35 protein-coding genes are annotated in these 20,413 nt (G+C 39.0%); 32 read left to right on the forward strand and 3 right to left on the reverse strand.

Annotated elements, in window-relative coordinates; all coding sequences use genetic code 11:
- Positions 1-346: 346 nt before the first annotated feature.
- From A9970_RS20175 to A9970_RS20185, 3 genes are all read left to right on the forward strand, one after another.
- On the forward strand, positions 347-982 hold the full coding sequence (locus A9970_RS20175; RefSeq protein ID WP_088160087.1) for a hypothetical protein: 636 nt from the start codon (positions 347-349) through the stop codon (positions 980-982).
- Positions 983-1,140: 158 nt separating this feature from the next.
- The gene (locus A9970_RS20180) at positions 1,141-1,494 is read left to right on the forward strand and encodes a hypothetical protein (protein WP_088160088.1); all 354 of its coding nucleotides are present in this window, start codon (positions 1,141-1,143) and stop codon (positions 1,492-1,494) included.
- Positions 1,495-1,636: 142 nt separating this feature from the next.
- Complete coding sequence (locus tag A9970_RS20185; RefSeq protein ID WP_075990871.1) at positions 1,637-2,590, forward strand: YafY family protein; 954 nt, start codon at positions 1,637-1,639, stop codon at positions 2,588-2,590.
- A gap of 253 nt (positions 2,591-2,843) precedes the next feature.
- On the opposite strand, the gene A9970_RS20190 is transcribed toward A9970_RS20185, so the two are convergent.
- The 3 genes from A9970_RS20190 to A9970_RS20200 all read right to left on the reverse strand — a co-directional run bounded on the left by A9970_RS20190 (position 2,844) and on the right by A9970_RS20200 (position 4,883).
- Complete coding sequence (locus A9970_RS20190; protein WP_182983485.1) at positions 2,844-3,824, reverse strand: IS3 family transposase; 981 nt, start codon at positions 3,822-3,824, stop codon at positions 2,844-2,846.
- Positions 3,821-4,198, reverse strand: a complete 378-nt coding sequence (locus A9970_RS20195; protein ID WP_075993755.1) for a hypothetical protein — start codon at positions 4,196-4,198, stop codon at positions 3,821-3,823. Before A9970_RS20195 ends, A9970_RS20190 begins: the two co-directional genes overlap by 4 nt.
- A 214-nt stretch (positions 4,199-4,412) precedes the next feature.
- Positions 4,413-4,883: a DinB family protein gene (locus tag A9970_RS20200; protein ID WP_075990872.1), complete on the reverse strand. Its 471-nt coding sequence runs from the start codon at positions 4,881-4,883 to the stop codon at positions 4,413-4,415.
- Between the two features lie 339 nt (positions 4,884-5,222).
- On the opposite strand from A9970_RS20200, the gene rplC reads away from it, so the two are divergent.
- From rplC to rplQ, 29 genes are all read left to right on the forward strand, one after another.
- Entirely contained in the window at positions 5,223-5,840 is a 618-nt protein-coding gene (rplC, locus tag A9970_RS20205; RefSeq protein ID WP_046674864.1) for a 50S ribosomal protein L3, read from the forward strand.
- Between the two features lie 5 nt (positions 5,841-5,845).
- Entirely contained in the window at positions 5,846-6,475 is a 630-nt protein-coding gene (gene rplD / locus A9970_RS20210) for a 50S ribosomal protein L4 (protein ID WP_075990873.1), read from the forward strand.
- 1 nt (position 6,476) lies between these two features.
- A complete protein-coding gene (gene rplW, locus A9970_RS20215; RefSeq protein WP_075990874.1) occupies positions 6,477-6,767 on the forward strand; it encodes a 50S ribosomal protein L23 in 291 nt (96 codons plus the stop codon).
- 6 nt (positions 6,768-6,773) lie between these two features.
- Entirely contained in the window at positions 6,774-7,601 is an 828-nt protein-coding gene (gene rplB, locus A9970_RS20220) for a 50S ribosomal protein L2 (RefSeq protein WP_046674867.1), read from the forward strand.
- Positions 7,601-7,867 carry a 30S ribosomal protein S19 gene (rpsS, locus tag A9970_RS20225; RefSeq protein ID WP_002997495.1) on the forward strand — a complete coding sequence of 89 codons (267 nt, stop codon included), beginning with the start codon at positions 7,601-7,603 and terminating at the stop codon, positions 7,865-7,867. Before rplB ends, rpsS begins: the two co-directional genes overlap by 1 nt.
- Positions 7,868-7,873: 6 nt before the next feature.
- On the forward strand, positions 7,874-8,308 hold the full coding sequence (rplV, locus tag A9970_RS20230; RefSeq protein WP_070570408.1) for a 50S ribosomal protein L22: 435 nt from the start codon (positions 7,874-7,876) through the stop codon (positions 8,306-8,308).
- An 11-nt stretch (positions 8,309-8,319) separates the two neighbouring features.
- Positions 8,320-9,111, forward strand: a complete 792-nt coding sequence (gene rpsC / locus A9970_RS20235; protein WP_075990875.1) for a 30S ribosomal protein S3 — start codon at positions 8,320-8,322, stop codon at positions 9,109-9,111.
- 59 nt (positions 9,112-9,170) lie between these two features.
- Positions 9,171-9,593 carry a 50S ribosomal protein L16 gene (rplP, locus tag A9970_RS20240; protein ID WP_046674870.1) on the forward strand — a complete coding sequence of 141 codons (423 nt, stop codon included), beginning with the start codon at positions 9,171-9,173 and terminating at the stop codon, positions 9,591-9,593.
- Positions 9,594-9,685: 92 nt separating this feature from the next.
- Positions 9,686-9,904, forward strand: coding sequence for a 50S ribosomal protein L29 (rpmC, locus tag A9970_RS20245; protein WP_046674871.1), 219 nt, complete (start codon positions 9,686-9,688; stop codon positions 9,902-9,904).
- 14 nt (positions 9,905-9,918) lie between these two features.
- The gene (rpsQ, locus tag A9970_RS20250) at positions 9,919-10,173 is read left to right on the forward strand and encodes a 30S ribosomal protein S17 (protein ID WP_046674872.1); all 255 of its coding nucleotides are present in this window, start codon (positions 9,919-9,921) and stop codon (positions 10,171-10,173) included.
- A gap of 1 nt (position 10,174) precedes the next feature.
- Complete coding sequence (gene rplN, locus A9970_RS20255; protein ID WP_046674873.1) at positions 10,175-10,543, forward strand: 50S ribosomal protein L14; 369 nt, start codon at positions 10,175-10,177, stop codon at positions 10,541-10,543.
- Positions 10,544-10,545: 2 nt separating this feature from the next.
- Positions 10,546-10,890 carry a 50S ribosomal protein L24 gene (rplX, locus tag A9970_RS20260; protein ID WP_070570406.1) on the forward strand — a complete coding sequence of 115 codons (345 nt, stop codon included), beginning with the start codon at positions 10,546-10,548 and terminating at the stop codon, positions 10,888-10,890.
- The gene (rplE, locus tag A9970_RS20265; RefSeq protein WP_046674875.1) at positions 10,890-11,459 is read left to right on the forward strand and encodes a 50S ribosomal protein L5; all 570 of its coding nucleotides are present in this window, start codon (positions 10,890-10,892) and stop codon (positions 11,457-11,459) included. Before rplX ends, rplE begins: the two co-directional genes overlap by 1 nt.
- Positions 11,452-11,721, forward strand: coding sequence for a 30S ribosomal protein S14 (rpsN, locus tag A9970_RS20270; protein WP_028071569.1), 270 nt, complete (start codon positions 11,452-11,454; stop codon positions 11,719-11,721). The genes rplE and rpsN overlap by 8 nt, the downstream gene beginning before the upstream one ends.
- Before the next feature lie 136 nt (positions 11,722-11,857).
- Positions 11,858-12,259: a 30S ribosomal protein S8 gene (gene rpsH / locus A9970_RS20275; RefSeq protein WP_223584601.1), complete on the forward strand. Its 402-nt coding sequence runs from the start codon at positions 11,858-11,860 to the stop codon at positions 12,257-12,259.
- A gap of 21 nt (positions 12,260-12,280) precedes the next feature.
- Positions 12,281-12,835, forward strand: a complete 555-nt coding sequence (gene rplF / locus A9970_RS20280; protein ID WP_088160090.1) for a 50S ribosomal protein L6 — start codon at positions 12,281-12,283, stop codon at positions 12,833-12,835.
- Complete coding sequence (gene rplR / locus A9970_RS20285) at positions 12,832-13,194, forward strand: 50S ribosomal protein L18 (protein WP_172392455.1); 363 nt, start codon at positions 12,832-12,834, stop codon at positions 13,192-13,194. Before rplF ends, rplR begins: the two co-directional genes overlap by 4 nt.
- A gap of 12 nt (positions 13,195-13,206) precedes the next feature.
- On the forward strand, positions 13,207-13,725 hold the full coding sequence (gene rpsE, locus A9970_RS20290; protein ID WP_075990876.1) for a 30S ribosomal protein S5: 519 nt from the start codon (positions 13,207-13,209) through the stop codon (positions 13,723-13,725).
- 5 nt (positions 13,726-13,730) lie between these two features.
- Positions 13,731-13,910 carry a 50S ribosomal protein L30 gene (gene rpmD / locus A9970_RS20295; protein ID WP_046674880.1) on the forward strand — a complete coding sequence of 60 codons (180 nt, stop codon included), beginning with the start codon at positions 13,731-13,733 and terminating at the stop codon, positions 13,908-13,910.
- A 119-nt stretch (positions 13,911-14,029) separates the two neighbouring features.
- Complete coding sequence (gene rplO, locus A9970_RS20300) at positions 14,030-14,476, forward strand: 50S ribosomal protein L15 (RefSeq protein WP_070570400.1); 447 nt, start codon at positions 14,030-14,032, stop codon at positions 14,474-14,476.
- A gap of 3 nt (positions 14,477-14,479) precedes the next feature.
- Complete coding sequence (secY, locus tag A9970_RS20305; protein WP_046674882.1) at positions 14,480-15,817, forward strand: preprotein translocase subunit SecY; 1,338 nt, start codon at positions 14,480-14,482, stop codon at positions 15,815-15,817.
- Positions 15,818-15,826: 9 nt separating this feature from the next.
- Positions 15,827-16,609: a type I methionyl aminopeptidase gene (gene map, locus A9970_RS20310; protein ID WP_046674883.1), complete on the forward strand. Its 783-nt coding sequence runs from the start codon at positions 15,827-15,829 to the stop codon at positions 16,607-16,609.
- A 74-nt stretch (positions 16,610-16,683) separates the two neighbouring features.
- Positions 16,684-16,902, forward strand: coding sequence for a translation initiation factor IF-1 (gene infA / locus A9970_RS20315; protein WP_002997456.1), 219 nt, complete (start codon positions 16,684-16,686; stop codon positions 16,900-16,902).
- A 45-nt stretch (positions 16,903-16,947) separates the two neighbouring features.
- On the forward strand, positions 16,948-17,064 hold the full coding sequence (ykgO, locus tag A9970_RS20320; protein ID WP_013665024.1) for a type B 50S ribosomal protein L36: 117 nt from the start codon (positions 16,948-16,950) through the stop codon (positions 17,062-17,064).
- A 30-nt stretch (positions 17,065-17,094) separates the two neighbouring features.
- Complete coding sequence (gene rpsM, locus A9970_RS20325; RefSeq protein ID WP_046674884.1) at positions 17,095-17,472, forward strand: 30S ribosomal protein S13; 378 nt, start codon at positions 17,095-17,097, stop codon at positions 17,470-17,472.
- Between the two features lie 10 nt (positions 17,473-17,482).
- Positions 17,483-17,872, forward strand: a complete 390-nt coding sequence (gene rpsK, locus A9970_RS20330; RefSeq protein WP_046674885.1) for a 30S ribosomal protein S11 — start codon at positions 17,483-17,485, stop codon at positions 17,870-17,872.
- Between the two features lie 60 nt (positions 17,873-17,932).
- Positions 17,933-18,541, forward strand: a complete 609-nt coding sequence (gene rpsD, locus A9970_RS20335) for a 30S ribosomal protein S4 (RefSeq protein WP_153844939.1) — start codon at positions 17,933-17,935, stop codon at positions 18,539-18,541.
- Between the two features lie 95 nt (positions 18,542-18,636).
- Complete coding sequence (locus A9970_RS20340; protein WP_153844940.1) at positions 18,637-19,629, forward strand: DNA-directed RNA polymerase subunit alpha; 993 nt, start codon at positions 18,637-18,639, stop codon at positions 19,627-19,629.
- Between the two features lie 131 nt (positions 19,630-19,760).
- The gene (gene rplQ, locus A9970_RS20345; RefSeq protein ID WP_153844941.1) at positions 19,761-20,264 is read left to right on the forward strand and encodes a 50S ribosomal protein L17; all 504 of its coding nucleotides are present in this window, start codon (positions 19,761-19,763) and stop codon (positions 20,262-20,264) included.
- Positions 20,265-20,413 lie beyond the last annotated feature (149 nt).

Genomic DNA, 20,413 nt, shown 5'->3' on the forward strand with positions numbered 1-20,413 from the left:
CACGATGTGGAAAAGTGAAGTATGTAAGGTACTTCACTTTTTTTGTTTTATAGGATTGAACCCGCTCTATCTTACGACATGTTTCTTCATGTCGTATTTGATCCTATTCTCTGTCAAATACAGGCTCTTTCATCTAGTGCACATAACAATATCTAGCTTATATCAATTTCTATATTAACAGGGCTTTTATAGGGGTATAACAGGGGGTTAACAGGGGTAATACCCCTGTTAACCCCCTGCTAACCCCTAGTAAAAATAGTGTTACTCCTCTTTTAATAGGGAATTTGGTGTTATCTTGGTAATAATTTATATACCAATTAATTATAAACAAAAGGAGAGAAACTTTATGGCAATTTTACAAAATGGTCCGAACGGCCCTATTGTTGGGAAATTTGGTTCGGTGAATGCTTACCTATTGAATGGCCAAAATATCATACGCGGCGGTAAAAGAAAACGAACGTCTCCGCCTAGCGAGGCCGAGCTATTAAATAGAGAAAAACAGAAAATTGCAGGTAAGTTTGCCGCATGGAATAAAAGAATTCTTGAGTTTGGCTATCAGTCTCTAGCGAAAAAGGGAAGTCGTGTAGGTGCTTTCCAATTGGCACAGCGCCACATTTTTAAAGAAACTCTTGAATTAGATGAAGAGAATAAGCCTTTTGTTAACCTTGAAAAGCTATTGCTGTTTTCGGGTCCGCTTACCCCATTAGCCAACTGTCAAGTAAGCTTGGATGGCGACCAGATTGATCTTAGCTGGACTGTAGATGATCAGTATAAAAGTAGCATATATAAAATCAATCTGGGATTGATAAGCTTAGATGCCGAGTCGCATCTAAGAACCTCTATTGCCAATGTCAATCAGGGCACCTGCTCGTTGCAATTTGAGGAGATAAGCAGAAAAACAGGTGATCTCCATGTTTATGTTGGTGTGTGGGATACACTGGAGGGAGACTTCTCGAATTCCATCTATTGTGGGGTTATATAGTTGTTTTCGACGGAATCCATAAGCTGGCTTAGAAAGATGTTATGTGCAAAGATAAGATTAGTGGCAAGGCTTTATAATTTAAAGCTTTGCCATTTTTGAGATTATTCAACTTAAATAGAGCTAGAAGAGATATGAATAATATGTTTTGATATTGTGCTATGAAAAATAAAGATTTATTTATCGCCGATTTGATTAGGATATTTCCAAATTTAGAAGAAGAAATTCTGGATGAAGATTATAGTTTTTCTATTACTTTACAAATGGGAAGTCTTAAACGGTATATTCAGAAAGCTATAGATGATGACAACTCAGATCTATTTGATGCTGTGGTAGCTTTTCTTAACGAAAATTTGCCTTTGGTTGATAAGAAGGTACAGAATACAATTTTTATTAGCTTTTTAGAGAAATTAGACTTCTCAGGTACACCCAAATTTAAACAGAAGCTAGTTGGAACCTTAAGAAGAGCTCATGGTTACTGGAAGTTACACGATCGGAAAAAAATACCTGGTTAAATTAAGATTGGACTATGGATATGAATTTAGAATATGATAGTTGTAATTGTAGTTTTCGAATAGCGAATTATCATTATGTTTGAGAGCTAACTTTGCACTTTAAAGCTTAAATCGGTGTATTTTTTGTTGTACTTTTATCCCAATGACCGATATTCAAAAGAGATTCGACCGCATACTTGCTATTTATATGCATCTACAGGCTAAACCTGTGGTCACTGCTGCTGCTTTGGCAGAACGCTATGAAGTAAGTCCGCGTACGATTTATCGTGATATCAGATCCCTGATGCAAGCAGGGATTCCGATTTACGGTGAAGCGGGAAGCGGTTATTCTTTGGTGGAGGGATATAAAATGCCACCTCTGCAATTTACCCGAGAGGAGGCATTGAGTTTTGTGGCAGCGGAGAAACTGGTGGAAAAGTATACAGATCGGAATCTTGCGCATCATTTTACAACAGCATTGCTAAAAATGAAAGCCATATTACGGGGTAACGAAAAAGAACAGGTAGCCTTAGTTGGGGATAACTTTCTGGTGCGCGGTGGGCGTCATCAATTCAATGAGAAGCTAACCCATGGCACCAATATACTGATCGAAAGCATCGCTGCTAAAAAATGTGTGGAAATCTATTATTCCAAACCTTCGGATAAAACTCCAGAAAGGCGTGAAATCGAAGCTGTGGGTATTTTTGTGGAGAGCAAGTTTTGGTATGTCCTCGCTTTTTGTAGATTACGACAAGATTACAGGCAATTCCGTTTGGACAGAATAAACAATATTAGAATACTTGCCGAAGATTTTGGAAAAGAGCATCCCGAGTTATCTTTCTTTCTGAATAAACGTCATGACGTTCCCACGACAAAAGTCGTTGTGCAAGTAGATAAGGATATGGCCCGCTATATGGAATGGGATCGTCACTATTTTGGTTTCCAAAAGGAAACTGTCACCGATAATTATGTAGAGATGCATTTCGAATGCATTAATATGGAGAACGGCTTTGCGCGCTGGTATCTGATGTTTGCTGATAAAGGAACAATTATTGAACCCGAATCGTTAAAAGAGGTCGTAAAGCGTCTGCTTTCATCGGCTTTGGAACAAATCTAAAAGATACTATCCATAACCTAATTTACAGTTGTTTTTTGAGCAACTGCGGATGCAGAGATTCGATATGCCTTCGGTATCTGTTCGAGCCTGCTTCGTGTCAGAGTCAGCTTGTATCCGTGGTGAGTCTGACATGAGTCCGTGGTGACTCCGAGTTAAACTCGGAGTCACCACGGTTGTACTTCTTTTGTCTTATACTGAAATAGGTTTACATTTACCGAACAGATTACTATATAGATTTTACATCCTATTTTTTCTACTGGATTTGGTTGTCATTGTCCGTTTTCTGACTGTTATCGGTTGTCCTTTCCCTAACCACAGTTTCCCTAGTTTTGCTGCGGAACTTTTTTGACTCAGCGTTACGTCTTTGAAACATTTTGGGAACTTTTTGGTTCTGCAATTGCTGATGTGCCTGCTGGGGAGACATCATATTGCAGGACATATGTGGCCTAAAATGATTGTATATATTGACTGCCTTGACCAGCTGTGCAAGTGCCGTTTTGTAGTCTGGAAAGGTCTCAGCCATGCGATATTCGCTTTTTAGGATGCCATTTAGCCTTTCTGCCACGGCATTGTCGTACGGGCTTCCGGATTGTGTCATGCTTATTGTAATCCTATTTTCCTGCAATATAGTGACATAATTTGTACTGCAATACTGGATGCCGCGATCGGAGTGGTGGGTCAGATCGCTCTGTGGATACATTCTATGTGATATTGCCATCCTGAGCGCTGATATACAGGCCTGTGCTGTTGGCCTGTGCGTAAGTTTGTAGCCCACGATCTTTCGGGAATAGGCATCTGTGACCAGGCACAGGTAGATCCATTTGTCCCGGATGCGGATGTAGGTGATGTCACTTACCCATATCTGCTCGGGACGCAGGGCCTGCCTGCGCTGCACAATGTCGGGCCACTTTTTGAAACGGTGGTCGGACTGGGTGGTGATGGCATACCTGCGTTTGCATTTGACCAAAAGGTCATTTTCGCGCAACAGCCTGAAGAAAGCGTCCCTTCCCAGTCCAACCATCGCACTACCCATTTCTTTGACCAATATGCTGCGGAGTTTAAGGGTACCCATGCGATGGGAGTCCTTCCGAATTTCACGTACCCGCGCCAGCACAAGCCCGCTGCGAACGGAGTATTCCTGTTCTCTGCCCATATATTTATAGTAGGATTGCCTTGTTCTGCCAAATAGTCCACAAAGTCTGGAGACCGAAACATTCTGGTAACACGACTTCATTTCTTGGACGATTTGGCCCCAGACTTTTTTACAAAATCAGCCCCATGGAGCTCCTCCGCTTTTTTGATCAACATCTCCAGGGCAGTAATTTTGAGGTTCGCCTGGAAGAGTTCATCCCTGAGATCCTGCTCATTTTTCACCCCAGTGTCTTCTGGCTCAACAGTCTGGGAAACTTCCAGCTCCAGATTGTTTTCCCACTGCTGGTACCATTTCATAAAATACCGCGGAGTGGCTTCCCCCGGAAGATTGTACTTCTGGGCAAGTTGCGAATAACTCAGCTTGCCGGCAAGGTATTCTCTGGAAACGAGGATCTTGAAGCTATCACTGTAAACTTGCTGTCCCCCTGATTTACGTTTTGTCATACGCTTTTTCATAATATTAAATTTAAGATTTTAATATTCGGTTTTTGTAAACCTTTTTCAGGAATGGACATTTCTCACCCCGCATTTATGTGCGATAGGGCACGAATCAGACCAGAAAGAGGGGCGAATAGAAATCGAAGGATGCTCAAATAGTGGGAATAACACGGACTCAAGATCGGCGCAATGGATAATCGGTGCGAGTATGAGTTTTTGAGGAGGTGACTAACTACCCTCTTTCCCAAAAAAATGGAGGTTCTATACCAAGTAATCTTAGATAAACAAATCCTTGGCCACGGTGGTGGATTTCATTATCGATAAAATAAAGGATGCTGTGAATGACTGGCGATTTGTACTGGCCGAATAGGTTGAATTCTTCGGCAAAGCGTTCTTCTGGAATTTGATTGAACAATTCACTGATCTGAGGAGTAGCTTCATCCCAGGCCTGAAGCAATTGTGCTTTGGTCGAATAACTGAGATTCTCATTGAGTTCGCCGCTCTTGTTGGTGACAATTTCTTGGAGACCTGGCGCAGCAATACCTAATAGCTCCTTAATCATATCTGCAAAAGTGCGCATGCCTTCTACTTTGTAATTGAACAATCCTTCTTCTGGAAATTTTTCAATAGTCTGTCTTGTCAGGTTTCTGTGGCCTAACCAATGCTGAAGTAGCTCGTTTTTGGAAATGATTTCTGTTTTCATGATTCTCGTATTTTAAAGTTTTTATAGTAAGCAATACATCGCCTTCTGCGTTGTACGATAGTTCAAAATTAGGGTGATCTGTGACAACTGTATGGCAGCAGAAATAAATGCAAGTAATTTTATTTTTCTGGAGGTGATTTAATCGGAGCGGAGAGCTGGATAGGTATTATTCGGAAATTTGACGCGGATAAAGAAAAGATCTAGAAAATAAAAAAAATAATTCACTAATTATTTGACAGTTATAAAAATGTTTGTAACTTTGCAGTCCCTTAATGGGAATAGTATGTCTTGAGCGAAGCCCTACTGCTTCGAAGGACTTTTAATTAATTAATTTACAACATGTCAGGTATTATTGGAAAAAAAGTAGGAATGACGAGCCTGTTTAACGCTGATGGGAAAAATATTCCTTGTACAGTGATTCAGGCCGGGCCGTGCGTGGTTACGCAGATACGTACGGAAGAAAAGGATGGCTACTCGGCAATTCAACTTGGTTTCGACGAAGCTAAGGAGAAAAACACGACAGCTCCTTTGAAAGGGCACTTTGCGAAAGCAAACACAACGCCTAAGCGTAAGTTGGTAGAGTTTAAAACTTTCCCAGATGCAAAACAACTTGGTGACGTAGTTGACGTTACTCTTTTTGAAGAAGGTGAGTACGTAGATGTAGTCGGTACTTCAAAAGGTAAAGGTTTCCAAGGTGTAATGAAACGTCATGGATTTGGTGGTGTAGGTGGTGCGACTCACGGTCAGCACAACAGATTACGTGCTCCAGGTTCATTAGGTGCTTCATCATGGCCTTCACGCGTATTCAAAGGTATGCGCATGGCTGGTCGTACAGGTGGTGACAGAGTTAAAGTTCAAAACTTACAGGTGTTGAAAGTTTACGCTGAGCAAAACCTTATCGTTGTTAGTGGTTCCATTCCAGGAGCTAAAGGTTCTTATGTAATCGTAGACAAATAGTAGAGATGGAAGTTAAAGTTTTAAATTTATCAGGTAAAGAAACAGGTGCCAAGGTGCAACTTCCTGAGTCGGTATTTGGGTTAGAGCCTAACGATCATGCGATCTATTTGGATGTGAAACAATACTTAGCGAACCAACGCCAAGGAACTCACAAATCTAAACAACGTAACGAAATCGCGGGTTCTACTCGTAAATTACACAAACAAAAAGGTACTGGTGGTGCTCGTGCGGGTTCTATCAAATCTCCATTGTTTAATGGTGGTGGTCGTGTATTCGGTCCTCAACCTCGTGACTACTCGTTCAAATTGAACAAAAAATTGAAACAAGTAGCACGTAAATCAGCATTGTCTTACAAAGCAAAAGATAATAACATTGTGGTATTGGATGAAGTAAAATTCGATGCTATCAAAACTAAAAACTATGTTGCTTTAATCAATGCGTTGAATGTAGCTGATGAGAAAACATTGTTGGTATTGCCAGCTTACGATGAAATTGTTTATAAATCAAGCAGAAACTTGAAAAAAGCAAAAGTTATTGTTGCATCTGATTTAAATACATATGATGTATTGAACGCAACAAAATTATTGTTGACTACAGATTCTGTTAAATCTTTGGAGGAAGCATTAGCTAAGTAATATGGAAATTATTAAAAAACCTATCTTGACTGAGAAAGCTTCTATGTTAACGGAGAAATTAAACCGTTACGCTTTCAAAGTAGATCACAGAGCAAACAAAATCCAGATTAAAGCAGCTGTTGAGGCTATGTTTGGTGTTACAGTTCTTGCTGTAAACACTGCAGTAGTAGCTGGTAAAGCAAAAAGCCGTTACACAAAAGCAGGTTTCGTATCTGGTAGAGCTCCTAAGTATAAAAAGGCTGTCATTACTATTAAAGACGGCGAAACTATTGACTTTTACAGTACTATATAATAAAAAATGGCAGTTAAAAGATTCAAACCGGTAACCCCTGGTACTCGTTTTAGAGTAGGCGCTGACTACTCTGATGTTACTACAAACGTTCCTGAAAAATCGTTAGTAGTAAAAATCAACAAGAAATCAGGCGGTCGTAATAACTCCGGTAAAATGACTATGCGTTATCTCGGTGGGGGACATAAAAAAGTATACCGATTAATTGATTTCAAACGCGATAAAAAAGATATCCCTGCAAAAGTAGCTACTATCGAGTACGATCCAAACCGTACTGCTCGTATTGCCTTGTTGCATTACGCTGATGGTGAAAAACGTTACATCCTTGCTCCAGCTGGTTTAGTAGTTGGTCAAACTGTAATCGCAGGTGATAAAGTTGCCCCAGAAGTTGGTAATACATTACCATTAGCAAACATTCCATTGGGTTCTATCATCCACAACATTGAATTAAATCCTGGTCAAGGTGGTTCAATTGCTCGTTCGGCTGGTACTTATGCTCAATTGTCTGCTCGTGATGGTAAATATGCCATCATCAAATTGCCTTCGAGCGAAACACGTATGATCTTATTGACTTGTGTTGCTACAATTGGTTCAGTATCGAACCATGAAAGATCTAACCAAGTGTTAGGTAAAGCAGGTCGCAAACGTTGGTTAGGTCGTCGTCCAAGAGTTCGTGGTGTTGCGATGAACCCAGTAGATCACCCTATGGGTGGTGGTGAAGGCCGTACTTCAGGAGGTCACCCACGCTCACGTACAGGTGTATTAGCTAAAGGCTTCAAAACACGTTACAAGAAGAAAACATCGAATCGTTACATCATTGAGAGAAGGAAAAAATAATGGCTCGTTCAATTAAAAAAGGTCCTTATATCGATCACAACTTAGAAAGAAAAGTTCTTTCTATGAATGAAACTAACAAAAAGTCAGTTATCAAAACATGGTCTCGTAGATCAATGATTTCACCTGATTTTGTTGGCCATACCTTCGCAGTGCACAACGGGAATAAATTTATCCCTGTTTATGTAACAGAGAATATGGTAGGTCACAAGCTTGGTGAATTCGCGCCTACGCGTACATTCAGAGGCCACGCAGAAAAGAAAAAATAATAGGTAATGGAAGCAACAAAAAAACTTAAAAAGTCTGTCTTAATTAGACAACGCAAAGAGCAAGAGAAAGCTCAAAAAGGAGGAGCTTCGGATGCCAAATTATTGAACTGCCCTACTTCGCCTCGTAAGATGCGTTTAGTGGTAGACTTAATTCGCGGTCAACGTGTTGAAAATGCATTATACATTTTGAAACACTCAAGTAAAGAAGCTGCTGCTCGTGTAGAAAAATTATTATTATCTGCAATCAAAAACTGGGAAGCCAAAAACGAAGGTAAATCAGTGGAAGAAAGCGAACTAATTGTAAAAGAAGTATCAGTAGGTGGCGGTCGTCAATTGAAAAGATTGCGTCCAGCTCCTCAAGGTCGCGGATACAGAGTTCGTAAACGTTCAAATCACGTTACGTTGGTAGTTGATAGCAAATTAAACGTTGAACAAAACTAATTTATTGAGAAATGGGACAAAAAGCAAATCCAATAGGTAGCAGATTAGGAATCATCAAAGGTTGGGATTCTAACTGGTTCGGAGGTAAAAACTATTCCGATAAATTAGTTGAAGACGAAAAAATCAGAAAATATCTTTCTGTTCGTATTGCAAAAGGTGGTGTAGCTAAAGTTGTTATCGAAAGAACTTTAAAACGTATCACTGTTACAATTCACACTGCTCGTCCAGGTATCGTTATCGGTAAAGGTGGTCAAGAAGTTGACAAGATCAAAGAAGAGTTGAAAAAACTGACTAAAAAGGATGTTCAAATCAACATTTTCGAGATCAAACGCCCTGAGTTAGATGCTAAGTTAGTAGCTGAAGGTGTCGCTAAACAATTAGAGGCACGTATTTCATTCCGTCGTGCAATGAAAACTTCAATCGCTTCTACCATGCGTATGGGTGCAGAAGGTATCAAAATCATGTGTTCTGGTCGTTTAGGTGGTGCTGAAATGGCGCGTACTGAACAATACAAAGAAGGAAGAACTCCTTTACACACATTGCGTGCTGATATCGACTACGCTTTAGCTGAAGCATTGACTACATACGGTAAAATCGGTATCAAAGTTTGGATCTGTAAAGGTGAGGTTTACGGTAAACGTGACTTATCTCCAAACATTGGTCAAGCATCTGGTGTAAAATCACGTGGCAACCACGAAGGTGGTGGCGAGCGTCGTGACAACCGTAACAACAAAGGTGGTCGCGGTGGAAACAACCGTGGTGGAAACCGTGGTGGAAACAACCGTGGTCCGAAAAAAGATTAATAGTTATTTAGATTACAACAAAAACCTGCTGAAAAAGCAGATTTAAAAAGTATACGAACATGTTACAGCCAAAAAGAACGAAGTTCAGAAAGATGCAGAAAGGCCGCATGAAAGGTAACGCTTCTCGTGGAGCGGAGTTAGCTTTCGGTTCTTTCGGTATCAAAACAATGGAGCAAGCATGGATCACTAGTCGTCAAATCGAGGCAGCTCGTATTGCGGTTACACGTTATATGAAACGTGAAGGTCAAGTTTGGATTCGTATTTTCCCTGACAAACCTGTTACGAAAAAACCTGCAGAGGTACGTATGGGTAAAGGTAAGGGTGCTCCAGAATACTGGGTAGCAGTAGTACGCCCAGGCCGTATGTTATTTGAAGCAGAAGGTGTGCCTTTGGAAATTGCCAAAGAAGCTTTACGCCTTGCAGCGCAAAAACTTCCGGTTCAAACTAAGTTTGTGATTCGTAGAGACTACGTTGAAGCATAAAAATCTTGGTAATGTCATCATTTAAGCGTTAGGGCCGTTACCCCTAACGCTATATATAAAGCGATGATAACCCAAATAACAACTGAAAAAACATGAAAAATTCAGAAATTTTAGAATTATCTAATGAGGACTTAAAAGCTCGTCTTGTAGAAGAGAAAACAGCCCTTACAAAATTGAAATTTGCACATGCTGTTTCAGCTATTGAGAACCCTAACGTGATCAAAGCAGCACGCAAAACTATCGCTCGTATCAGTACAGAGATCAGTGCACGCAAAGCTGCAGCTAAAAATGAAACAGCCTCTGAGGCGTAAAATTTAAAGTCGAAATGGAAAGAAATTTAAGAAAAACAAGAATCGGCTTAGTAGTTAGCAACAAGATGGACAAATCTATCGTGGTATCAGTGGAACGTAAAGTGAAACACCCGATCTATGGTAAGTTCGTTAAAAAAACTACTAAATTTAAAGCTCATGACGAAACTAATACCTGCGGTATCGGCGATACGGTATTAATCATGGAAACTCGTCCGCTGAGTAAAACAAAAAACTGGAGATTAGTAGAAATTATAGAAAGAGCTAAATAACATGGTACAACAAGAATCAAGACTTAATGTAGCTGACAATAGCGGTGCTAAACAAGTTTTAGTAATCCGTGTATTGGGCGGTACGCGCAAGCGTTATGCATCAATCGGAGATAAGATTGTTGTATCGGTGAAAAGCGCTATGCCTTCAGGAAACGTGAAAAAAGGTTCCGTTTCTAAAGCAGTAGTGGTTAGAACGAAAAAGGAAATCCGTCGTAAAGATGGTTCATATATCCGTTTCGATGACAACGCCGCTGTATTATTAAATAATAATGATGAACCACGTGGTACACGTATCTTTGGCCCTGTTGCCAGAGAGTTGCGTGAGAAACAGTTCATGAAAATTGTATCATTAGCACCGGAGGTTTTATAATTATGGCACAGAAAACAAAAACAACTACGCACAAAATCAAAATTAAAAAAGGTGATTTAGTGAAAGTTATCGCTGGTAACTCTAAAGGTGTTCAAGGAAAAGTATTAACTGTTTTAGTGGATAAAAATAGAGCTATCGTTGAGGGCGCTAACATCGTAAAAAAACACACTAAACCAAGTGCAGCTAATCCTAATGGTGGTATCATTGAGAAAGAAGCTGGTATTCACATCTCTAATTTAGCTGTTATCGATCCTAAAACAGGTGCAACTACACGTGTAGGTCGTAAGTTAAATGCAGATGGTAAATTAGTTCGTTACGCTAAAAAATCAGGGGAGGAAATTAAATAATGACTTACGTACCAAGATTAAAAGTGAAATATGCGGAAGAAATCCGTAAAGCACTTCAAGAAAAATTTCAGTATAAAAGTATTATGCAGGTTCCTAAACTTGAGAAAATCGTTGTTTCACAAGGCGTAGGAGCTGCAACAGCTGACAAAAAATTAATCGATAACGCTATCGCTGAGTTGACTTTAATCACAGGTCAACAAGCCGTTGCTACAAAATCGAAAAAAGATATTTCAAACTTTAAATTACGTAAAGGTATGCCTGTAGGGGCACGTGTTACTTTACGTGACAACAATATGTTTGAATTCTTGGATCGTTTGGTAGCAGTATCGCTTCCACGTATTCGTGACTTCCGCGGTATCAACGATAAAGGTTTCGACGGACGTGGTAACTATAACTTAGGTATCACTGAGCAAATCATTTTCCCTGAGATCAACATTGATAAAATCAACAAGATCCAAGGTATGGATATCACTTTCGTGACTTCCGCTCAAAATGATGTTGAGGCTTTAGAATTGTTGAAACAATTCGGTTTACCATTTAAAAATCAAAATACTAATAACAATGGCTAAAGAAGGATTAAAAGCACGCGAAGTAAAACGCGCTAAATTGGTAGCTAAATATGCGGCAAAACGTGCAGAATTAAAAGCTGCTGGCGATTACGTTGCATTAGATAAATTACCTAAAAATGCTTCTCCAGTACGTTTACACAATCGTTGTAAATTGACTGGCCGTCCTAAAGGATATATGCGTCAATTCGGTATCTCTCGTGTAACTTTCCGTGAGATGGCTTTAGATGGCAAAATCCCAGGGGTGAAAAAAGCTTCTTGGTAATTAAAAAAAAATACTTAATTTTGCCCGGGCAATTCAACTGAGGATTGCCGGGGTTTTTGCATTTTAAAATTGTTTAACAGATAGAAGGTCCCATACCAATGGTTGGGAGGGAAACCGCTGTCACAAATTTTCATATATAATGACTACAGATCCAATTGCGGATTACCTTACACGAGTAAGGAATGCCATCAAGGCCAACCACAGGGTTGTTGAAATTCCTGCATCGAACCTAAAAAAAGAGATCACTAAAGTTCTTTTTGATAAAGGTTACATTGCTAATTACAAATTCGATGAGAATGGCGTACAGGGTACGATCAAAATCGCATTGAAATATAATCCAATTAGCAAAATTCCGGCTATTCGTACGTTGACACGTGTGAGTAAACCTGGTTTAAGAAAGTATGCAAGCGTTGATACTATGCCTCGTGTTTTGAACGGTTTAGGTATTGCTATCTTGTCAACATCGAAAGGTGTAATGACAGATAAAGAAGCTAGACTTCAAAATGTTGGTGGTGAAGTTTTATGTTACGTTTATTAATCTAGGTAAAAGCACAAAGAAATGTCAAGAATTGGAAAAGCGCCTATCGCTATCCCTGCTGGGGTAACTGTTACTATTTCGGACAAAAACTTAGTTTCAGTAAAAGGTCCTAAAGGCGAATTAACACAACAAGTTGACCGTGACATCACGATTGCTCAAGAAGAGGGTAATATCGTTGTAACACGTCCAACTGATCAAAAGAAACACAAAGCATTACACGGTCTATACCGCTCCCTGTTGGCTAACATGGTTCACGGTGTGACTGAAGGTTACAAAACTACGCAAGAGTTAGTCGGTGTAGGTTACCGTGCTTCAAGTACTGGTAATGTATTAGAGTTAACTTTAGGTTTCTCTCACCAGATTGTTTTTGTATTGCCAAACGAGGTTAAAGTATCAACTACTGCTGACAAAGGTAAAAACCCTACAATCACTTTAGAGTGTGCTGACAAACAATTGATCGGTCAGGTAGCGGCTAAAATCCGTGGCTTCCGTAAACCAGAACCTTACAAAGGAAAAGGTGTTAAGTTTGCAGGTGAAGTATTGAGAAGAAAAGCAGGTAAATCAGCTAAAAAATAATAATCATGGCAGGACAAAAAGCATCTCGTAGAGAGAGAATCAAAAAAGGAATCAGAAAAAACCTTGCTGGAACGTCTGAACGTCCACGTTTATCGGTTTTTAGAAGTAACAAAGGTATCTATGCGCAAATCATTGATGACAATGCAGGTAAAACATTAGTTGCTGCATCTAGCTTGTCAAAAGAGTTTGTTGCATCTGGTAACAAGGTTGATCAATCTAAAGCTGTAGGTAAATTGGTGGCTGAAAAAGCAGTAGCAGCAGGTATTAATAAAGTAGTTTTTGACCGTAATGGGTACTTATACCATGGCCGTATCAAATCTTTGGCTGAAGGTGCTCGCGAAGGCGGTTTAGACTTTTAATCATAGAAAGAAATGGCATTAAGCAATATAAAAAGAGTAAAATCAAGCGAAATTGAATTAAAAGATCGCTTAGTAAGTATCCAACGTGTAGCTAAAGTTACTAAAGGTGGTCGTACTTTCAGCTTCTCTGCAATTGTTGTAGTAGGTGATGAAAACGGTATCGTAGGTTACGGTTTAGGTAAAGCTAAAGAGGTAACTGAAGCAATCACGAAAGGTATCGATGACGCAAAGAAAAATTTGGTAAAAGTTCCTATTATCAAAGGTACTGTTCCTCACGCGCAATATGGTAAATATTCTGGTGGTTCAGTTTTGATTAAACCAGCTGTAGGTGGTACGGGAGTTTTAGCAGGTGGTGCAATGCGTGCAGTATTGGAGTCTGCTGGTATCAAAGATGTATTGGCTAAATCATTAGGTTCTTCTAACCCACACAACGTGGTAAAAGCAACTGTAACTGCTTTAGCAGAAATGCGTGATGCGTATACAGTAGCACAACACCGCGGTGTCGATTTGAATAAAGTATTTAACGGTTAATTATCATGGCAAAAATCAAAATCACCCAGATAAAGAGCGTTATCGACAGAAGCGAGCGCCAAAAGAAAACTATTGAGGCATTGGGTTTGAAAAGAATCAACCACTCAGTAGAAGTTGAAGCTACTCCATCAATTATTGGAATGGTACGTAAAGTAAACCATTTAGTAGCTATCGAAACTATTTAATATTAGCATATGGAAGAGGTCTTTGGGCTTCTTCCATTACTTGTTATTAATAATCATTATTTTTTAATCGCTAGTACCTGTTTAGTGAGAGCGAAGGGCTAGCACAATTTAGTTTAAAAATGAACTTAAGTAATTTAAAACCTGCAAAAGGTGCAGTAAAAAGTAGCAAACGTATTGGCCGTGGTACTGGTTCTGGTCGTGGTGGTACTTCAACGCGTGGTCACAAAGGTGCTGGTTCTCGTTCAGGTCACTCTACGAAAATCGGTTTCGAAGGTGGTCAAATGCCTTTGCAACGTCGTGTGCCTAAATTTGGTTTCAAAAACATCAACCGTGTTGAGTACAATGGTGTAAACCTAGATACTTTACAAGCGTTGATCGAGAAACACAATTTAACAGCTGTAGATTTCGACGCATTGAAAGCTCATGGTTTAGTGTCTAAAAATGACAAAGTTAAAATCTTGGGTCGCGGTGAATTGAAAGCTAAAGTTGAAGTAACAGCGCACGCGTTTACTGCTTCTGCTCAAAAAGCTATTGAAGCTGCAGGCGGTTCTATCGTTAAAATTTAATAAATGAAGAAACTAATCACAACCTTAACCAATATTTGGAAAATCGATGATTTACGTACGCGTATTCTAAATACCTTACTTTTTCTTTTGATTTACCGTATTGGATGTCACGTGGTATTACCAGGTGTAAATCCTCATGCTTTGGCCTCTGGTCAAAAAGAGGGTTTATTGGGCTTACTGGATATGTTTGCGGGGGGATCTTTCTCTCGTTCGGCTATCTTTGCTTTAGGGGTAATGCCATATATCTCGGCATCCATTGTTGTTCAATTGCTGGGCATCGCGGTTCCTTACTTCCAAAAGATGCAGAAGGAAGGGGAAAGTGGTCGTCAAAAAATGAATCAAATTACTCGCTATTTAACTTTAGGGATTACTTTGCTTCAGGCTTTTGCTTATGTACGTACTCAAATCGAGCCAAGTGCTAAGACAATAGCTGACCCATTATTCACTATTCTAACTGCTATAGTTTTGACAGGCGGTACTTTATTTGTGATGTGGTTAGGGGAAAAAATTACTGATAAAGGTATCGGTAATGGTATTTCTTTGATCATCATGACTGGTATTATCGCTCAATTGCCAAGTGGTATCACTGCGGAATGGGTTTCTAGAATGGCGAAAGGTGGTGGTGGTCCAATTCCATTGTTGCTTGAATTTGTAGCTTTGTTCTTTGTTGTGATCTTTACGATCTTGATCGTACAAGGTGTTCGTAAGATCCCTGTACAATACGCGAAGAAAATCGTTGGAAACAAGCAAGTCGGTGGAGTACGTCAGTATATACCGTTAAAGGTAAATGCTGCAGGTGTAATGCCTATCATTTTTGCGCAGGCAATCATGTTTGTGCCAATGAGTTTAGGACAGTTCTTCCCAAATCTTCAGTCGGAATTTTTGACTTCGTTGAGTAACTATACGTCTGTAGCATATAACGTGACATTTGCGGTGTTAATTATCGCATTTACGTTTTTCTATACAGCGATTATGGTGAACCCACAACAGATGTCGGACGACATGAAGAAGAACGGAGGTTTTGTACCGGGTATTAAACCGGGATTGGAAACTAGTAATTTTATAGACCGCGTAATATCGAATATTACATTTCCAGGTGCAATTTTCTTAGCGATCATTGCTATTCTACCTGCTATTGCAAGTTTGTTTGGTATTAATAATCAATTTGCGCACTTCTACGGTGGTACGTCATTATTGATTTTAGTAGGTGTGGTGTTGGATACTTTGCAACAGATCGAATCTCATTTATTGATGCGTCATTACGATGGATTAATGAAAACAGGTCGTATTAAAGGTCGTTCGGCCGCGTCTGTTGAGGGAATGGATCATTCGGCAATTTAATTTCTTTAGATGTCTAAAGTATTTTATAAGTCAGCAGAAGATATAGAGCAATTGCGGAAGTCAGCAGATGTGCTTTCGCAATTGCTTGGTGAAATCGCAAAAGTGATTAAACCTGGGGTAAAGACTATATCTCTTGATAAATTAGCTTATGAGTATATTCATGATAACGGCGGGACGCCTGCGTTCTTAAATTATCAGGGATTTCCATATTCTTTGTGTATATCTGTCAACGATCAAATTGTACACGGCTTTCCAAGTGATTATGAAATTAAAGATGGAGATCTTGTTTCGGTCGATGGTGGTGTCAATCTGAACGGCTTTATCAGTGATTCCGCATACACCTTTGGTGTAGGTGAAATATCTGAGGAAGCACAGTTGTTATTGGATGTAACAAAGGAATCATTGTACAAAGGTGTTGAACAGGCGGTGGCTGGTAAACGTGTTGGGGATATTTCTTCAGCTGTTCAGGAGTATGTGAGCAAATTCGGATTCGGAATTGTTCGCGAGCTGGTTGGACACGGAGTTGGTTATCACTTACATGAAAAACCTGAGGTTCCTAATTATGGAAAACGAGGTGCTGGTCCTAAATTGGAAGAAGGTTTGGTTATTTGTATCGAACCGATGATCAATGCGGGGCGTGCGGGTGTTCGTTTTTGGGATGATGGTTGGACAGTAAGTACAGTGGATGGGAAATTATCGGCGCACTTCGAACAGATGGTTGCAATCCGAAAAGGAGAACCAGATGTGTTGCTGACATTCGAACATGTAGAGAAAGTTTTGAACAAAAAGTAGTTGGTTTTCAATTATTTTTATTTATCTTTGCACTCCTGTTCGCAGGCTTTTAAATTAAATTTAATCGAGAATATATGGCTAAACAAGCCTCAATAGAACAAGACGGTATAATTAGAGAGGCACTTTCTAATGCTATGTTTAGGGTAGAGTTGGAAAATGGACATGAAATCATTGCCCATATTTCTGGTAAAATGCGCATGCACTATATCAAAATTTTACCTGGTGATAAAGTTAAATTGGAAATGTCTCCGTATGATTTGACTAAAGGAAGGATTACTTATCGCTATAAATAGCTGTAAGCCCTTGTATTAGCGCAAGCTTTTGAAAAAATAAATATCATGAAAGTAAGAGCATCAATAAAAAAACGTAGCGCGGACTGTAAGATCATCCGTCGTAAAGGTAAAGTTTTTGTAATCAACAAAAAGAACCCAAAGTTTAAACAACGTCAGGGTTAATTCATTAAAAAAATAATAGCTTAATATTATATGGCAAGGATAGCAGGTATTGATTTACCTAAAAACAAAAGAGGTGTGATCGGCCTTACCTATATTTTTGGTATCGGTCGTACAAGAGCTGAATATATCTTGGAAAAAGCTGGTATCAGCGAAGATGTGAAGGTACAAGAGTGGAATGATGAGCAATTGGCAGCAATTCGTACCATCATTAACGACGAATTGAAAGTGGAAGGTGCATTGCGTTCTGAAATTCAATTAAACATCAAACGTTTAATGGATATCGGTTGTTACCGTGGATTGCGTCACCGTAAACACTTACCAGTTCGTGGTCAACGTACTAAAAACAACTCACGTACTCGTAAAGGTAAACGTAAGACAGTTGCAAACAAGAAAAAAGCTACTAAATAATAAATAAGAAATGGCTAAAACTAAAAAAGCTGCAAAAAAGCGTATCGTTGTTATCGAACCTGTAGGTCAGGCTCACATTAACGCAACGTTTAACAATATCATTGTAACTTTGACAAATAATCAAGGTCAAACTATTTCTTGGTCTAGTGCTGGTAAAATGGGTTTCCGTGGTTCTAAAAAGAACACTCCATACGCTGCTGGTCAAGCTGCACAAGACTGTGGAAAAGTTGCTCACGACTTGGGTTTACGTAAAGTTGAAGTGTTTGTTAAAGGACCTGGTGCTGGTCGTGAATCGGCAATCAGAACATTGCAAACAGTAGGAATCGATGTGACTACTATCAAAGATATCACTCCACTTCCTCACAACGGTTGTCGTCCTCCAAAACGCAGAAGAGTTTAATTAATTTAAAGATAAGATTCATCGGCAATAGGCTGATAGATACTTTAATTGTAAAAGAAAATGGCTAGATATACAGGACCTAAGTCCAAAATTGCCCGTAAATTTAGAGAGCCGATCTTCGGCCCAGATAAAGCGTTAGAAAAGAAAAACTACCCTCCTGGACAACATGGAGCTTCTAAACGCAGAGGTAAACAATCTGAATATGCTATTCAGTTGTTAGAAAAACAAAAAGCAAAATACACTTATGGTGTATTGGAGCGCCAGTTCGCAAACTTATTTGTTAAAGCTGCCTCTAAACAAGGTATTACAGGTGAGATCTTCTTAAAATTGTTAGAAGCTCGCTTGGATAACGTAGTTTACCGTTTAGGTATCGCTACTTCTCGTGCCGCTGCTCGTCAGTTGGTATCCCATAAACACGTTACTGTTAACGGCGAAGTTGTTAACATTCCATCATATAGCTTACGTCCAGGTGACGTTATAGCAGTTCGTGAACGTTCTCAAACACTTGAAGCCATCACAAATTCAGTTGCAGGTCGTACTGTAAACAAATTTTCTTGGTTAGAGTGGAATGCGAAAGAATTGACAGGTACTTTCTTAAGCTATCCAGAAAGAGCTGATATTCCTGAAAACATCAAAGAGAACTTAATCGTTGAGTTATACTCTAAATAATAAATAAAATAGAAGAATGCATAGTCCAATTTTGGGGTATGCATCTTCTATTGTATTATAATTATTATTACAAATAAAACATTAAAAGAAAATAAATGGCAATTTTAGCATTTCAAAGACCGGATAAAGTTATCATGCAAAAATCTACGGATTTTGATGGTACGTTTGAATTTCGTCCATTGGAGCCTGGTTTTGGTGTAACCATTGGTAATGCTTTGCGCCGTATTCTATTGTCCTCTTTAGAAGGATATGCAATTACGTCGATAAGGTTTTCTGGCGTTTCGCACGAATTTTCAACGATCAAAGGTGTTGTTGAAGACGTAACTGAAATTATCTTGAACTTGAAACAAGTTCGTTTCAAAAAAACAGGTGAGATTGGCGACAACGAAAAGGTATTTGTAGTAATCAATGGTCAAGAACAATTCTTAGCTGGTGATATCACAAAGTTCTCTAATAACTTTACGGTCTTAAACCCAGACATGGTAATCTGTAACATGGATAATTCAGTGACAATTGAATTGGAATTGAGTATTGCCAAAGGTCGTGGATACGTAAATGCTGATGAGAATAAAGTTGTTGATGCGCCAGTAGGTGTTATCGCAATCGATTCGATCTTTACTCCGATCAAGAATGTTAAATATACCATTGAGAATTACCGTGTAGAGCAAAAAACTGACTACGAGAAATTGTTGTTGGATATCTCTACTGATGGCTCAATTCACCCCGAAGAAGCTTTGAAAGAAGCTGCTAAGATCTTAATTCAACACTTTATTTTATTCTCTGATGAGAATATGCTTCTTGAGTCTCAAACGAAAGAAGAAACTAAAGTTGTTGATGAAGAAATCTTACACATGCGTAAGATCTTGAAAACAGAATTAGTAGATCTTGATCTTTCAGTTCGTGCATTGAACTGTTTGAAAGCTGCTGATATTCGCACATTAGCTGAGTTAGTAACTTACGACGTGGCTGATATGTTGAAATTCAGAAACTTCGGTAAAAAATCGTTAAGTGAAATTCAAGAATTGGTTAAATCAAAAGGTTTGTCATTCGGAATGAACTTAGCAAAATACAAATTAGACGAAGAATAATAATTTATTAAGCGACCACTATATGTAATTCCTCTTCAAGCTGATTGCTGAACAAGATAGGCTTTTGCCTTTTGATAGATTTCGCAATTTAAGTAAAGCAAGAACGGTATATATAGTATAATAAAATCAAAATGAGACACGGAAAAAAAGTAAATCACTTAGGCCGTACGGATAGCCATAGAAAAGCAATGTTGGCTAACATGGCAACATCATTAATCCTACACAAACGTATTACGACTACTTTAGCTAAAGCTAAAGCATTGCGTACATATGTAGAGCCTTTGATTACTAAATCTAAAAACGACACAACACACTCTCGTCGTACAGTATTCGCTTATTTGAAAGATAAAGACGCAGTTTCTATCTTATTCCGCGAAATTTCTGAAAAAGTAGCTAACCGTCCAGGTGGTTATACTCGTATCATCAAAATGGAAAACCGTTTAGGTGATAACGCAGAAATGGCTTTCATCGAATTAGTTGATTACAACGAAATCTATGGTAAAAAAGCTGCTGCTGCTGATAAAAAAGCTACTCGTCGTCGTGGTGGTGCTAAGAAAACTACAGCTGCCGAAACTGAAGCTCCTGCAGAAGTTAAAGCTGAAGTAGAAGGTGAAGAAAAAGTAGACGGAGAATAGTCTTCTTCTGATCTAGCATAAAAAAGTCCTCTTTTTAAGGGGACTTTTTTTATTTTATGACCATTCCTACCGTTATAACTAATATATTTGTAATGCTAAAATCTGATAGCTTTTTCTATTACTAGCTATTTCGTTTATCAATCTATAAT

Origin of the sequence: Sphingobacterium sp. UME9 (assembly GCF_014170215.1) — a bacterium.
GTDB classification, from domain to species: Bacteria; Bacteroidota; Bacteroidia; order Sphingobacteriales; family Sphingobacteriaceae; genus Sphingobacterium; species Sphingobacterium paramultivorum.